The organism is Brochothrix sp. (genome assembly GCF_017549435.1).
Taxonomy (GTDB): domain Bacteria; phylum Bacillota; class Bacilli; order Lactobacillales; family Listeriaceae; genus Brochothrix; species Brochothrix thermosphacta.
Genome location: NZ_JAFYUW010000127.1, coordinates 1 through 14443, shown reverse-complemented (window position 1 = coordinate 14443; position 14443 = coordinate 1). Strand labels below are relative to the sequence as shown.

18 protein-coding genes are annotated in these 14443 nt (G+C 35.9%); 11 read left to right on the top strand and 7 right to left on the bottom strand.

Annotated features, from left to right (window positions below; translation table 11 throughout):
- Together IKV95_RS08790 and arsC are read left to right on the top strand one after the other, a co-directional pair.
- Nucleotides 1-658, top strand: a 658-nt coding sequence (locus IKV95_RS08790; protein WP_287451679.1) for an ArsB/NhaD family transporter, incomplete at its 5' end; no start/stop codon positions are given.
- Between the two features lie 14 nt (nucleotides 659-672).
- On the top strand, nucleotides 673-1089 hold the full coding sequence (gene arsC / locus IKV95_RS08785; RefSeq protein ID WP_029092292.1) for an arsenate reductase (thioredoxin): 417 nt from the start codon (nucleotides 673-675) through the stop codon (nucleotides 1087-1089).
- 64 nt (nucleotides 1090-1153) lie between these two features.
- Here arsC and IKV95_RS08780 read toward each other — a convergent pair whose 3' ends face one another.
- Complete coding sequence (locus IKV95_RS08780; RefSeq protein ID WP_069126577.1) at nucleotides 1154-1951, bottom strand: DUF1189 domain-containing protein; 798 nt, start codon at nucleotides 1949-1951, stop codon at nucleotides 1154-1156.
- A gap of 211 nt (nucleotides 1952-2162) precedes the next feature.
- Here IKV95_RS08780 and IKV95_RS08775 point away from each other — a divergent pair, with 211 nt between their 5' ends.
- A complete protein-coding gene (locus IKV95_RS08775; RefSeq protein ID WP_287451678.1) occupies nucleotides 2163-4295 on the top strand; it encodes a peptidoglycan D,D-transpeptidase FtsI family protein in 2133 nt (710 codons plus the stop codon).
- A gap of 140 nt (nucleotides 4296-4435) precedes the next feature.
- Here IKV95_RS08775 and IKV95_RS08770 read toward each other — a convergent pair whose 3' ends face one another.
- Both IKV95_RS08770 and IKV95_RS08765 read right to left on the bottom strand, forming a co-directional pair.
- A complete protein-coding gene (locus IKV95_RS08770) occupies nucleotides 4436-4942 on the bottom strand; it encodes an endolytic transglycosylase MltG (protein ID WP_287451677.1) in 507 nt (168 codons plus the stop codon).
- A gap of 17 nt (nucleotides 4943-4959) precedes the next feature.
- Complete coding sequence (locus IKV95_RS08765; RefSeq protein ID WP_036027613.1) at nucleotides 4960-5322, bottom strand: hypothetical protein; 363 nt, start codon at nucleotides 5320-5322, stop codon at nucleotides 4960-4962.
- A gap of 219 nt (nucleotides 5323-5541) precedes the next feature.
- Here IKV95_RS08765 and rpmG point away from each other — a divergent pair, with 219 nt between their 5' ends.
- The 3 genes from rpmG to IKV95_RS08750 all read left to right on the top strand — a co-directional run bounded on the left by rpmG (nucleotide 5542) and on the right by IKV95_RS08750 (nucleotide 7358).
- On the top strand, nucleotides 5542-5691 hold the full coding sequence (gene rpmG / locus IKV95_RS08760) for a 50S ribosomal protein L33 (RefSeq protein ID WP_029092288.1): 150 nt from the start codon (nucleotides 5542-5544) through the stop codon (nucleotides 5689-5691).
- Between the two features lie 71 nt (nucleotides 5692-5762).
- Entirely contained in the window at nucleotides 5763-6305 is a 543-nt protein-coding gene (locus IKV95_RS08755; RefSeq protein ID WP_029092287.1) for a 5-formyltetrahydrofolate cyclo-ligase, read from the top strand.
- A 51-nt stretch (nucleotides 6306-6356) separates the two neighbouring features.
- The gene (locus tag IKV95_RS08750; RefSeq protein ID WP_069119465.1) at nucleotides 6357-7358 is read left to right on the top strand and encodes a LacI family DNA-binding transcriptional regulator; all 1002 of its coding nucleotides are present in this window, start codon (nucleotides 6357-6359) and stop codon (nucleotides 7356-7358) included.
- A 68-nt stretch (nucleotides 7359-7426) separates the two neighbouring features.
- Here IKV95_RS08750 and IKV95_RS08745 read toward each other — a convergent pair whose 3' ends face one another.
- Nucleotides 7427-7609: a hypothetical protein gene (locus IKV95_RS08745; RefSeq protein ID WP_069119466.1), complete on the bottom strand. Its 183-nt coding sequence runs from the start codon at nucleotides 7607-7609 to the stop codon at nucleotides 7427-7429.
- Nucleotides 7610-7796: 187 nt separating this feature from the next.
- Between IKV95_RS08745 and rbsK the strand changes: the two genes are divergently transcribed.
- Genes rbsK through rbsB form a run of 5 tightly spaced genes read left to right on the top strand, consistent with a single transcriptional unit; the run spans nucleotide 7797 to nucleotide 12443 of the window.
- Nucleotides 7797-8678, top strand: a complete 882-nt coding sequence (gene rbsK, locus IKV95_RS08740) for a ribokinase (protein ID WP_029092284.1) — start codon at nucleotides 7797-7799, stop codon at nucleotides 8676-8678.
- A complete protein-coding gene (gene rbsD / locus IKV95_RS08735) occupies nucleotides 8675-9073 on the top strand; it encodes a D-ribose pyranase (RefSeq protein ID WP_029092283.1) in 399 nt (132 codons plus the stop codon). Before rbsK ends, rbsD begins: the two co-directional genes overlap by 4 nt.
- Nucleotides 9074-9097: 24 nt before the next feature.
- Nucleotides 9098-10576 carry a sugar ABC transporter ATP-binding protein gene (locus tag IKV95_RS08730; protein WP_029092282.1) on the top strand — a complete coding sequence of 493 codons (1479 nt, stop codon included), beginning with the start codon at nucleotides 9098-9100 and terminating at the stop codon, nucleotides 10574-10576.
- 1 nt (nucleotide 10577) lies between these two features.
- On the top strand, nucleotides 10578-11513 hold the full coding sequence (gene rbsC, locus IKV95_RS08725) for a ribose ABC transporter permease RbsC (protein ID WP_069126567.1): 936 nt from the start codon (nucleotides 10578-10580) through the stop codon (nucleotides 11511-11513).
- A 12-nt stretch (nucleotides 11514-11525) separates the two neighbouring features.
- The gene (gene rbsB, locus IKV95_RS08720; protein ID WP_029092280.1) at nucleotides 11526-12443 is read left to right on the top strand and encodes a ribose ABC transporter substrate-binding protein RbsB; all 918 of its coding nucleotides are present in this window, start codon (nucleotides 11526-11528) and stop codon (nucleotides 12441-12443) included.
- A 421-nt stretch (nucleotides 12444-12864) separates the two neighbouring features.
- Here rbsB and IKV95_RS08715 read toward each other — a convergent pair whose 3' ends face one another.
- The 3 genes from IKV95_RS08715 to IKV95_RS11280 form a co-directional block, all read right to left on the bottom strand.
- Complete coding sequence (locus tag IKV95_RS08715) at nucleotides 12865-13176, bottom strand: helix-turn-helix domain-containing protein (protein ID WP_069126564.1); 312 nt, start codon at nucleotides 13174-13176, stop codon at nucleotides 12865-12867.
- A gap of 595 nt (nucleotides 13177-13771) precedes the next feature.
- Entirely contained in the window at nucleotides 13772-14065 is a 294-nt protein-coding gene (locus IKV95_RS11225) for a phospholipase A2 family protein (RefSeq protein ID WP_353734611.1), read from the bottom strand.
- A 249-nt stretch (nucleotides 14066-14314) separates the two neighbouring features.
- Complete coding sequence (locus IKV95_RS11280; protein ID WP_483296361.1) at nucleotides 14315-14443, bottom strand: DUF6568 family protein; 129 nt, start codon at nucleotides 14441-14443, stop codon at nucleotides 14315-14317.

Here is a 14443-nt window from a genome sequence, read left to right as displayed (position 1 = left end):
CGTGAAAGAACCGCGTTTAGCTCTCAATAATAAGGCGATGTTTAAACTGTCGTGGTATGTTTTATCCGTATTACTCATCGGTTATTTCACAAGTGAGTTAACTGGGATTCCTGTATCAATTATTGTGGGTATCATTGCTATTTTCTTTTTCATCATGGCAAAGAGAAGTCAATCTGTTGATACAAAAGCGATTTTACGTGGAGCTCCTTGGGCGATTGTTTTTTTCTCAATCGGAATGTATGTGGTCGTATTTGGATTACGTAATGTTGGATTAACCGCAGTATTATCTGATATTATTCAAGCGGCAGCTAATCAAGGTTTGTTTGTAGGAACGATGTCAATGGGATTCATTGCAGCACTATTGTCATCAATTATGAACAATATGCCGACTGTTTTAATTAATGCATTAGCGATCAATGATGTTGTAACAAGTGATGTCGTAAAAGAAGGTTTAATTTATGCCAATGTAATCGGTGCAGATTTGGGACCTAAAATTACGCCGATTGGTTCTTTAGCTACGTTGCTCTGGTTGCATGTGTTATCACAAAAAGGTATGAAAATTAGTTGGGGTGCGTACTTTAAAATAGGTGTGATATTAACCATACCGACCTTAACTATTACGTTAATTGGGCTTTATCTTTGGTTACTTATAATATAGGAGGTATTTTGAAAATGACGAAAAAAACTATTTATTTTTTATGTACGGGCAATGCATGCCGTAGTCAAATTGCTGAAGGGTGGGCAAAAAAACTATTGCCTGATTGGAATGTTCAAAGTGCGGGGATTGTTGCTCATGGCATTAACCCCAAAGCAATAGCGTGTATGGAAGAGATTGGCATTGATATATCTCAACAAAAATCGACAGTTATGTCAGAAGAAATTTATTCACAAGCAGACTTAGTAGTCACACTATGTGCTGATGCTGATGAAAATTGTCCAATTGTTAGAGCCGAAGTCCCACGTGAGCATTGGGGATTTGAGGATCCGGCACGAGCAACGGGTACAGAAGCAGAACAATGGTTAGTGTTTCAACAGGTAAGAGATGCAATAGGTGAAAGAATCAAGCAGTTTGCAAAAGAAAAAGTGTAATCCTTAAGGGATTACACTTTTTTTATAACGATTAAACAATCAAGTGTTCATTTGCGCTAGATTATTATTTCTCTTGCGACTGAGGTAACGATTGATCATCAGTTGGAATGCGTTTTACTGCTAGGAACATAATCACAATCGTGATAAGGATATTAAATTCTGACAGATAAGAAATTGAAATGTTAAGTGTTTCAGCGATAAATGTAAAGACAGTCATTAATGTCCAACTGAAGGCTGAAATACGAACCGCATCCAGATAACTGATTGTTTTCCGTCCTGATTTTCCAAGGAAGAAAGCAAACAGACCATAAAAGAAGACTTTGATCAGTGTAATAACAATGAGTAAGATAAACATGAAGATAAGCACCAATGTCATCACATACGATGAAGAAGATATTGCTGTATCAAGTGTTTTTACCAAGTCCGCTTTACTTGCAATATTTGCCATACTATAAGGGATTGTTTGTGAAGTCCCAAAATATTCTAAGGCAATACCTTCTTTAAAAAAGCCAACGCCAACTTTATTGACGGGCGTTACCTGCGACAATGAATCCTCATCCATATCATTGCTTGCATTGAAAGCTAACACGCCTTGGTCAAGGGATTCAACAACGGCTTTTTTACTATCCGATTGTAATTTACCATCTTTAACAGTAAACTCCGGAAAGTCATTTTTGATTACTTGATGAACATCAGTGAGTAATGTTTTAGAAACAGTTGTTACTAAATAAGCTGTGGGTATGAACGCAAGACACACGAGTAAAATGAGTTGTGCAATTAAACCACCTGTCTTAACGTGTCGGTATGATGCGATATCGTCGGGTGAATAAATACTCTTGAAAAAACGTTTTAAAAAGGTCATTATGGTTGTGGCCACCTATCTATTGATATTAGTATGTGTTGTGTAAAAAGCATTACTTACAGTTAATAATATCTGACTCTTGCTCGAATTGCAAAAGAGTTTAATACGTTTATAATAAAATTTACGATTTAATGACCCTTGTTTGTGGCTTTATTACGAAATATGTACTAAAATTAAGGAAGTACTTTTTAAAACGGAAGGATTGTTTTATGTGAAGGTGAAAAAAAGTCGGAGTAAGCGTAAAGCACATATTCCAATACGATTAAATATTCTATTCTTTATAGTATTCATTTTATTTGCAGTATTAATTTTGCGATTAGGTCTTTTACAAATTGTTTATGGTGAAGATTATAAGCGTGAAGTGGAACAAACCAACAGTACAACGGTTACAAAAAATGTGCCACGTGGTGAAATTTACGATCGTAATTTCAAAAAATTAGTAGCGAATAAACCTGAAAACACAATTACATATACGCGTTCTACGTCAACAAAATCAGCGGATATGTTAAAAACAGCAGAAAAACTTTCAACAATGATTAAAGTTGATACAAAAAGTTTAACTGAACGTGATCAGATTGATTATTGGATTTTAAAACATCCTAAAGAAGCAAAAAAGAATACGAAGTTAACAGAGAAAGAACAGAGTGAGATAGGGAATGATGATTACTATAAAAAACAAGTAGAGTCAGTGACCAAAGCACAACTCGATTCACTTACTCAACAAGATAAAAACATCGCCTTTATTTATCGTCAATTTAATGCAGGTTACGCGTTAACACCTGTGAATGTGAAGAGTAAAGATGTTACCGATGTGGAAATAGCTAAAGTGAGTGAAAATCTGGGTGACTTGCCTGGTGTTGATACAGCGAAAGATTGGATTCGTTCATACGACAGTAAAACGACGTTACGTTCAATTCTCGGGAGTGTCACAAGTGAGAAACAAGGATTACCTGATGAAAGCTTGCAGAAATACTTAGCATTAGGATACGCTCGTAATGATCGTGTTGGCCAAAGTTATGTTGAGCAACAATATGAATCATTGTTGCGTGGTTCTAAAGCCGAATACAGCAGTGAAACAGATTCAGATGGTAACGTTATTTCAACTGTTCAAGAATACGCTGGTAAAAAAGGTAGTGATGTTATTTTAACAATCGATGCTGATTTACAGTCAAAAACAGATGAAATCATTAAAGAAGCATTGAAATATGGTAAAACAACTCCGGGAACACGATTATTAGACCGTGCTTACGTTGTTATTACAAATCCTAAAACTGGAGAAATTTTAACATTATCCGGTCAACAGTACAAAAAAGGTAAGTTTGAGGATGATTCACTTGGAACGTTTACCTCTTCTTATGTTATGGGATCAGCAATTAAAGGTGCAACGGTCATGGCCGGTTATACTTATGGTAAGCAGCCAGGATATTCTGAAATCGATGAACCGATTATTCTTAAGGGAACAGCGAAGAAAAGTTCATGGTTTAACCGTGATAACTCATTTGCTATGAATGATATTTCAGCGTTACGTCAATCTTCTAACTCGTTCATGATGAAAACGGCATTAGATATTGCAGGTGCTACTTACGTCAAAGATGGTTCGCTTGATATTCCCAACAGTGCTTTTGATAAACTGCGAAAAGTATACGGTGAATTTGGTCTAGGAGTTAAAACGGGTATTGATTTACCGGGTGAAGCAACGGGTATTATTGGTCAAGAAAAAGAACCGGGGAAATACCTCGATTTATCTTACGGTCAATATGATGGTTATACACCGTTACAATTAAATCAATACGTTTCAACTATTGCTAATAATGGTTACCGTATTGCGCCGCATATTCTTAAGCAAGTCAGAGATGCTACCAACGAAGATGATGAAGTTGGAGCATTACAAACACAAACGAACCCACGAATCCTCAATAAAATTGATTTACCTAAGAGCTACTTTGAACAGGTCAAAAAAGGATTTTATGAAGTAATGAACAATACATCTGGCGGTACAACAAGTGGTACAGGTGCTACTTACTTTGCCGGGTTGGATTATAAGGTAGCTGGTAAAACAGGTACTGCTGAGTCATTTTATGCGGGTCCTGATTGGGATTACACATCTGGTATCCCAGCACCAGCCGTTTGGAATACCACGTTTGTTGGTTATGCGCCTTACGATGATCCAGAAATTGCTGTCTCTGTAGCTGTGCCTTGGGCATATGAAGGCGATAGTGACAACAAGTTAAACATGCGTATCGCTAAAGATGTTTTTGATGCTTACTTTGAACTTCAAAAAGAACGAGCAAAAAAAGCAGACGGTACTGATAAAGCACTTTATTCAGACAAAAAAGATAAATAATCCCAGCTTTCAAATTTTTGTGATTAGATCCTGGATAACAATTAAAAAGGATTGTAGAAACCAACTTCTACAATCCTTTTTTTGTGCATAAAAAAACCCAACTCTGCTTATAATAGCTAAGTTGGGCATTTGAATCGTTATTATTGTTGACCTGTAATTGTTTTGGCAATATCGTCAAGGTTCATTGATTTTTTGATGGTATATGTTCCATTACGAATGAATTTTTCATAACCATTATTGCGAAGGAATTCTGTGAAATACTCCGCATCGCTGATCATTCCACTCTCTTTCAATTTTTTGGCTACATCCGAAGCGGGTTCACCGGAACCAATGGAAATATCAGCACTATCTGTCTCTTTTTTATCGTCTTTTTTGCTAGATTCGTCTTTTTTAGACGCCTCTTTTTTTGTTTCTTCTTCAGCTTTATCTTCTTTTTCTAATTTGGCTGTTTCAGTTTCAGCTAATAAATCCTCGTATTTCTTTTTCCAGTCTGCTTGTTCTTTTGTTTGGGCGGCTGTTTTTGTTTCAGGAGCAGCTTCTTTTTTACTACCAGCAGTTGCGTCGTTACCAAACAGTTTAAATCCAAGAACAAACAAAGCAGCTACAAGGAAACCAATTCCTAACCAGCGATAAGCTTCTCTAGTCATAGTTGCCTCCTCGTTGATTATACATTATGCACATAATCATATATTATTTTTTCAACTTTATCGAGTGGTGTAGCCGTTTTAATGGCAATGTTTTCTGGAGAAACACCAGACGTATAAAGGACCGTAATTTCTTGTTTTAACAGTTCGTTAAGATTGATTTGTTCAGTTGCGAAATTGTGACCTGCGTTTGAAGAGTCAATTTGTAAGACGTCTTCAATGCGGTTGATGCGCTCACGCAGCGCACTGTTTTCTTTGAGTAGATGAACAGAACGTTCGTCAATTTCTTTTTCTAGACTAGCAGTATCGCTCTTTTTCATAAATGAAAGAACAAGAGAAATCGCCGCGAGTATTAATAAAATGATAATAAGTATAGTACTCATGATTGAATGGACACCTCTTTTCACTTGTGTATTGGTTTTTAAATCACTCTGCACTAATTATATCGCATATTGTACAAACTGTCATAATATTCCATTGTTTTTATCATTTAGTTCGTTTAGTCTGAAAGTCCACGTTATCGACTTGACAATAGGGTGGAATAAATGCTATTATGAAACCATTCTTGTGCTGAATTAATCAGACGATAGGGAGGGAAAAACATGCGCGTAAATATTACATTAAAATGTACTGAATGTGGCGAACAAAACTACATTTCTACGAAAAACAAACGTACTAATCCGGAACGTGTTGAATTAAAAAAATATTGTCCACGTGACAAGACTTCAACAGTACACCGTGAAACAAAATAATAACAAAATGGGACAAAGTCAATTTGATTTTGTCTTTTTTTATACCTATTTTTAAATGGGAGGGAACCTGTATGTCCTTTAAAAAACAGTTGCGTCAGGAAGTATTGGCACATTTATCAGCCCTATCACAAACAGAACGCTCTGAAAAACAAGTGTCATTATATAAACAGCTTTTCGATAGTTTAGAATGGCAGCAAGCTAAAACGATAGCAGTTACAATTAGCAAACAGCCTGAATGTGAAACAAGGCCGGTTATTGAACAAGCTTGGAAAGAAGGCAAAGGCGTATTCATTCCGAGAACCGTCACTAACGGGCGATTGATGGAATTCTGTAGTTATACGCATAAAACAGATACAAGAGACGTATACGGGCTGCAAGAGCCTTTATTAGAAGCTATAAGTACATCTAAAGACTCAATTGATTTAATTTTGGTTCCAGGTGTAGTTTATCATCAGAATGGTTATCGTATTGGTTTTGGTGGTGGGTATTATGATCGATACCTCGCAGATTACCGTGGTAAGACAGTTTCTCTTGTTTTTGAAGAACAACTCAGCGATAAGGTTGTAGCAGAAAGATATGATATCGCTGTGCAACGTTTAATCATATCCAATTGAAAGAAACAATCATACTTGCTAAGATAGACAGAGAGAGGAGATGATACAACAGTGAAAGTAACAATTAAAGACATTGCAAAAGAAGCCAATGTGTCCATCACAACGGTCTCTCTCATTATCAATGATAAAGGGCAACGCTTTAGTGAGGAAACACATGCAAGAGTGAAAACGGCCATTGCTAAGTTGGATTATCAACCGCATTACTTTGCTAAAAATCTTAATAAAACAAAAAGTAACACAATTGGGTTTATCGTTTCTGAAATAACCAACCCCTTTTTTGCAGAGTTGGCAAAAGTAATAGAAGATGTCTTAGTTGAACAAGGTTACTTGGTATTGTTATGTAATTCATCTTCTGATAGAGAGCGAGAAGAGCGTTATGTTGATGAAATGCTTTATCGTTTTGTTGATGGTGTTTTTCTGGCAGGAACCGTTTCGGATAATGCACATCTATTAGAAAAATTGAAAAAACGTAAAGTTCCATACATATTACTGGATAGACCAAGTGAGTACAGTCAGACAAATGGGATTTTTATTGATGATTTTGCAGGTGGAGTAGAAGCCACTAATTACTTGATAACACATCAACATCAAGCGATTGGTTGTATTACGGCAAATGAGCATTTTAGTAATATTCATCAACGTGCGCAAGGTTATCTCGCTGCAATGGCAAGTCAAGGAAATACACCTGTGGTTGAGATTGCAGATGAAGTGAATGAATACAGTGGTTATCAATTGGCTGGTAAACTATTAGATAAAGGTGTCAGCGCAATATTTGCTTGTAGTGATATTATGGCTTTTGGTGTTTATAAAGCAGCAGCTGAACGAGGGTTTAAAATTCCAGAAGATTTATCAGTTATTGGTTTTGATGATATTAATTTAACGCACTTTATGTTACCACCGTTGACAACAATCACTCAGCCTACTAAAGCAATCGGTGAACATGCTGCACGTCAAATGCTAGAAATGATTGAGACGGGCAATTTAGTTGTCCCTAATACGGTTTTAGATATCGCGTTGAAAACACGCTCAAGTGTCATAATGAAGCAATCATAAAGGGTAAATCGCCCACATTATTTAATATAACTTTAGCTTAAAGCCAACCACACAAAAGTGGCTGGCTTTTATTTATTTCTAAGTGAGACTTTTACGCAGTCAGTGCAATAAAAACGTGCTTCCAATCGCAGATACGCTTTTATTTCTGTAATCCCTTTTCGTTTAGGGTTTTTAAGATTAACAAATGTATTTTCACCGGGTTGAATAATTTTTTTGCACACAACACAGTGTGTGTGTTTTGATTTGAACATTGTAAACCTCCTTTAGGACACAAAAGATTATGGTTATCATTATAGCATAGTAGAAAGAGTAAATTTTTTTATAAATATATCGGCGTATAATTATATTTTATTTTAGTAATTGACAAAGTAAAACGTTTTACCGTATACTGTAATCATATAAAGAAAGCGCTTACTAAGATATGCGGGAGGAATTAAAATGGCAAAAGTTACAGTAGTTGGAAGTTTATCAATCGATTTGGTAGTACGTGCAGCCAAACGACCAGTAGCAGGCGAAACAATTATAGGTGAAGATCTTTCATTGTTCCCTGGGGGTAAAGGTGCAAATCAAGCAGTTGCAGCAGCTCGATTAGGTGCAACAGTAACAATGGTGGGTTGTGTCGGGGACGACAGTTATGGAGAAATGATTATTAAAAATTTAGAAAAAGAAAATGTTAACACTTCATTAGTAAAACGTTTTACTAAAAAAACAAGTGGTACAGCTCATATTACAGTTGCCGAAGGTGACAACAGTATCATCGTTGTAAAAGGCACAAATGACTTAGTTGATGAGTCATTGATTGAAGAAGCGCGTGCTGAAATTGCATCATCTGATATTGTCATGGCTCAATACGAAATCCCATTACCAATAATTGATTATCTAGCAAAAGTGTGTGAAGAGGAAGGAACAAGCTTTTTACTAAATCCAGCACCAGCGGCTGATATTCAAACAGAGACACTAAAACGCATTACATATTTAACACCTAATGAAAATGAGAACAAGTTAATTTTTCCCAATAAAACCAGCGATGAAGCGATTGCTGATTTCCCGGGTAATTTACTAGTTACTCTGGGGGAAAAGGGTGTTCGTTTCCAAACAGATACCATCCAAACAGTGCCCGCTTTCAAAGTAGCAGTAACGGATACGACAGGTGCAGGTGATACATTTAATGGTGCTTTTGCTGTCGCGATTGCTGAAGGAAAAGATATCGAAACGGCTGTATTGTTTGGCAATGCTGCTGCTGCTCTCTCAGTTCAAAAATTAGGTGCACAATCAGGGATGCCTGATCGCGAAGCAGTTAAGGAGATGTTAACACAATGAAACGAAATGGAACATTAAACAGCGAAATTGCAAAAACGTTGGCTGATTTAGGACATACAGATACCGTTGCTATTGGTGATTGTGGTTTGCCAATTCCAATTGATGTCAAAAAAATCGATTTAGCATTGAAGTTAGGTACACCAAGTTTTATTGATGTGTTAACAGAACTTGTCGCCGAAATGGTTGTTGAAAAAATAACGATTGCAACAGAAATACATACAGAAAATGCCGCAATGTTTGCACAAATACAATCAATTGTTGGCTGTGAAATAGAATACATTGAAGTGAGTCACGAGGCATTTAAAGAACAGCTCAGCACAACTAAAGCTGTTGTGAGAACGGGTGAAGCAACACCTTACGCAAATTGCATTTTACATGCAGGGGTAAACTTTTAAAAGAAAAGAGAGGAGTGACAGACCATGGAAATCACGATGAAAAATATTCATAAAGCGTTTGGAAAAAATGAAGTGTTACGCGGTGTTGATTTTGAATTAAAGGCAGGTGAAATCCATGCCTTAATGGGTGAAAATGGTGCTGGTAAATCAACTTTGATGAACATACTGACAGGTTTACACGCTAAAGACCAAGGTGATATTAGTGTTGACGGCGTGAAAACAGTCTACAAAAATCCTAAAGAAGCTGAGAAAGTCGGGATTAGTTTTATTCATCAAGAATTAAATATCTTTCCGAACTTAACTATTTTAGAGAACCTTTTTATTGGTAAACAGATGAGCAAATTTGGTCTGTTACAAACCAAACGAATGCAGCAAATTGCTGAAGAAAAATGCCGTGAGATTGGGATTGATTTGCCTCTCTATAAAGAAGCGAGTGACTGCTCAGTAGGGCAACAACAAATGGCAGAAATCATGAAGAGTTTAATGACAGATGCTAAAGTGATTATTATGGATGAACCAACCGCAGCGTTAACTGAAACTGAAACAGAACATCTTTTTCGTGTAATGGAGCAATTACGTCAACGTGGGGTTTCAATCGTTTATATTTCCCATCGAATGGAAGAAATTTTCAAATTATGTGATCGTATTACGATTATGCGTGATGGTATATCTGTTAGTACTGAGGCGATTAAAGATACTTCATTTGACGATGTTGTAAAAAAAATGGTGGGTCGTGAGCTAACTGAACGATATCCTGAACGACACCCAGCATTAGGCGAGGTTGTGTTGGAAACAAACGGCTTAACTAAAAAAGGTGTGTTTGAAGGTATTTCTTTTAAAGTACATGCAGGTGAAATTTTAGGTGTTTCTGGTTTGATGGGTGCTGGTCGTACAGAAATAATGCGAACATTGTTTGGAATGGATCAGTATGATAGTGGTGAAATGAAAGTGAAAGGTAAAAAAGTCAAATTCAAAGAACCACAAGCAGCGATAAAAGCTGGTTTAGGCTTTATAACAGAAAATCGTAAAGAAGAAGGACTTATCCTCGATTTTTCTATCAATGATAATATTGCGTTGGCAAGTATTCAAGATTTTTCACCAAAAGGCGTAATGTTAGAAAAACAAGAACGCGACTTCACTGGTTTATTGGCTAAACGTTTGTCAATTAAAATGGCATCGCTTGATTTAGAAGTCGGAGCTTTGTCAGGAGGAAATCAACAAAAAGTAGTCATAGCTAAATGGATTGGAATTGGACCGCAAGTTTTAATTATGGATGAGCCAACACGAGGCGTTGATGTTGGTGCAAAACGGGAAATCTATGAACTGATGAATGAATTAACGGAACGTGGCGTAGCAATTATTATGGTATCGTCAGAACTACCCGAAGTTTTAGGAATGAGTGATCGTATCATCGTCATTCACGAAGGTAAAGTAACGGGTGAGCTGTCGAAAGCAGAAGCAACGCAAGAAAAAATAATGACATTCGCAACAGGGGGAAAATAAAATGAGCGTCAAACGTTTTGGAGAGAAAATAGTACCATTTATCGGCTTAATATTATTAGTGGCAATTGTAGCCATTTTAAATCCGGCGTTTTTAGAGCCGTTAAACTTACTGAACTTATTGCGTCAAGTATCAATCAATGCACTCATTGCATTCGGTATGACCTTTGTTATTTTAACAGGTGGGATTGATCTATCCGTTGGTTCGATTTTGGCACTCTCAAGTGCATTTATGGCGGGAATTATTGTCAGCGGTGTTGATCCAATTATTGCGATTGTACTGTCATGTATCATCGGTGCTGTATTAGGTGCAGTCAACGGTTTATTAATTACTGTTGGAAAGATGGCACCTTTTATCGCAACATTAGCAACAATGACAATCTTCCGAGGGTTAACCCTTGTTTATACGAATGGTAATCCGATTACGGGATTAAGCGAAAATTTCTTATTCCAAGCTTTTGGACGCGGTTATCTTTTTGGTATCCCTGTTCCAGCTATTACAATGATTGTGACGTTTATTATTCTATGGTTTATCCTGAATAAAACTGCTTTTGGTCGTCAAACTTATGCGTTGGGTGGCAATGAAAAAGCAGCAATCATCTCAGGAATCAACACGAATAAAGTGAAAGTAATGATATACGCATTAACTGGTTTATTAGCAGCCTTAGCAGGTGCGATTTTAGCATCACGTTTAGACTCAGCGCAACCAACCGCAGGTCAATCCTACGAATTAGATGCGATTGCGGCAGTAGTTTTAGGTGGAACGAGCTTAACGGGTGGTAAAGGTCGTATCGTCGGAACGCTGATTGGGGTACTTATTATTGGGACATTAAATAACGGTCTAAATTTATTAGGTGTGTCAAGCTTTTACCAAATGGTAGTTAAAGGTGCTGTAATTGTAGTAGCAGTACTAATCGATCGTAAAAAAAGTAAAGCGTAGAGGAGAAACGATATGAAAAAATTAAGCATCTTATTTATCGCAACGCTATTGCTACTCAGTGGGTGTTCTTTAGAAGCACCAGGTTGGGCGAAAAAAGAACGTAAAGTTGATGTGAAAGACATCACGATAGGTGTTTCCATTTCAACCTTAAATAACCCTTTCTTTGTATCTGTTAAAGATGGTATTACTAAAGAAGCTAAAAAACAAGGCATCACAGTGAAAATAGCCGATGCACAAAATGATTCATCAAAACAAAGCAACGATGTGGATGATTTGATTCAACAAGGTGTGGATGTATTATTAGTTAATCCTGTTGATTCGGCAGCGATTTCTTCAGCAGTAAAAACAGCGAATGATGCAGCTATTCCAGTCATTGCGATTGATCGCTCGGCAGATAAAGGTAAAGTTGAGACCTTGGTTGCATCAGACAACCGTGAAGGTGGCAAGATGGCAGCTCAGTATATTCTTGATCAATTAGGCGATAAAGCGAAAGTAGCTGAATTAGAAGGTGTTCCAGGCGCTTCAGCGACACGTGAACGAGGCGAAGGGTTCCATAGCCTTGCAGATACTAAATTAGATGTTGTTGAGAAACAATCAGCTGATTTTGATCGTACGAAAGGGTTAAATGTTGCTGAAAATGTTCTGCAAGCAAATAGTAGCATTCAAGCAATTTTTGCCCAAAATGATGAAATGGCTTTAGGAGCTGTTGAAGCAGCGAAAAGTGCAGGTAAAGATATCATTATCGTTGGATTTGATGGCAATGACGATGGTTTAAAAGCCGTTGAAACAGGAAAAATGTCTGCGACTATCGCACAACAACCTGAATTGATTGGTAAAAAAGCCGTTGAATCTGTCAAAGATGTAGCAGCCGGTAAAAAAATTGAAGCATTAATACCTGTTGAATTAAAACTAGTAACAGGTAAAAAATAAAATAACAGGGATACAATCGTAAGGACTGTGACTTGTTGAGCAGATTTTTCCCTTGAAAAAATCTAAACTGTTAAAGTGGACGGTGTCTTTTAAAGTAGCTGTATAATAAAAACTCTAACTTTTAGGGGTCAGCACCTTACGGGGTTTTTTTCTAGCACTTCTTGTTTTAAAAACAGTTCGGTTAAAGCAACAATTAAAGGAAAGTACAAATTAGTGGGTTTCACAAGTAACGTCAACGTTATAGCGACAATAAGTAACAAAAAATTGACTATTCAATAGTAATCGTACCGCTAAAATTAAATACATCACTTAGCCAACCGTAAAAGACGAAACATGTAAAAGCAGTTGAAATGAACGATAAAAACAAGAGGTAAGATGATGAAATTTAAAGGTGCAAAAACAAAAGTAAATAAAAGAATGATTAATAAAAACCAACTATCATTATTCTTGCTTGTTGAAAGTACTTTCTAATATTAGCTAATTTTTGTTGCTGTGTATGAATGGTTTCGTTATTACGAGATATTTTTTCTTTTAATTGCTTATTCTCTTTGGTCAAATCTTGGATAGATATTTCATAAAAAGAAGCAAGAACTTTGAGGGTAGCGATATCTGGCGTGCTAGATCCATTTTCCCATTTTGAAATTGATTGTCTTGAAATATTGAGTTTATCTGCAACCTCTTGTTGCGTGAACTTTTTGTTAAGACGTGCGGATTTAAGTTGTTTTGCTAACATAATAAAGTCTCTAATCTAAAACTGTCATTCTGTATTTACAGAATGACAGTTTTATTAATTTAATACAATTTTATTAATTGTATTAAAAACACTATTGCTTTAGGATTTTTTTTTACAACAGTAGAACCTAAAGTTTTTTCATAGATCAATACAGAGTTGATTCTAATTTCCCGTAAAATAGGTTTGAAATAACGAACTTTTGGTTAGTATTTTTTATACAAATATAAGAGGAGAAAAAGAAGGGACAGCCTGAATATCTTACTATATAGGAAGTCGTAATGTTATAAGACATTTTTGAGATTAGCACTTAAATGATATTTAAATATTTTAGTAAAAAAGATACTAATTCAAAAATGTAACCTAAAAACATTAATAAAAAGAAACTAAGAGAAGAAATTATGTTCCCTATTATTAAGTATTTTTGTTTGATTTTCAATGAAAATAGAAGACCAATAATCCCTAAGAAAAAGGTTAGCATAACATATGGATTAGCGATTCCTAAAAATATATTAGGAATCCACAAAAATATACTTAGTAATATACATATAAGAGATATAGAATAGAATGTTTTAAACATAAAACCTCCAACGTTCTTTTATGCGAATGGGTTGCAAGGAGCTAATTTAAAGTAAGTAACAATACCTACGGCGAATTTTTTTTCGGTTTTACCCATTTTCCCACTATTTTTTCCAGTGTATTTAATGAGGTCCTTGTCATAGCTGCAAGCGAAATATCCTCTTTTACCATAACATTTATCATGATTCATACAACCAGTGTCTAATTTATTTTTGGGCTTTCCACTGCCGTACTTAGGACCGCACCAATTTCCGTATATTGGAATTCCTCTGCTTTGTATTAGTTTTTCTATATCTTCGCTGTTTCCTGACAATGATTCATATTTCAAAGCGAATTCAGCAGATTCAATTAAGTCTTTTGAAAGACTGTCTTTTTTGCTTTGTCTATATCAAAATAGAGAATATCATCTTTTTTATAAAAATAAGACAATAAAAAATCTGAATCGTTCTCTACAGTAGAATCTTCAGAGGCTGATACAAGTGAGATATTAAGAGGGAAAGGTACAGTTATTAGAAATATGGTTAAAAACACAATTATTTTTTTAAGAATAAAACAACACTCCTTACTTTTTTGGGGTCATAAATTTTTTTATTTCATCGGTGTTAATAGTATCGTTTAGAACCTCTTCTATTTCTCCGTTTTTGATCATTAGAAGCGTGGGAACTCTATCAATCTGATATAAATCTAATAT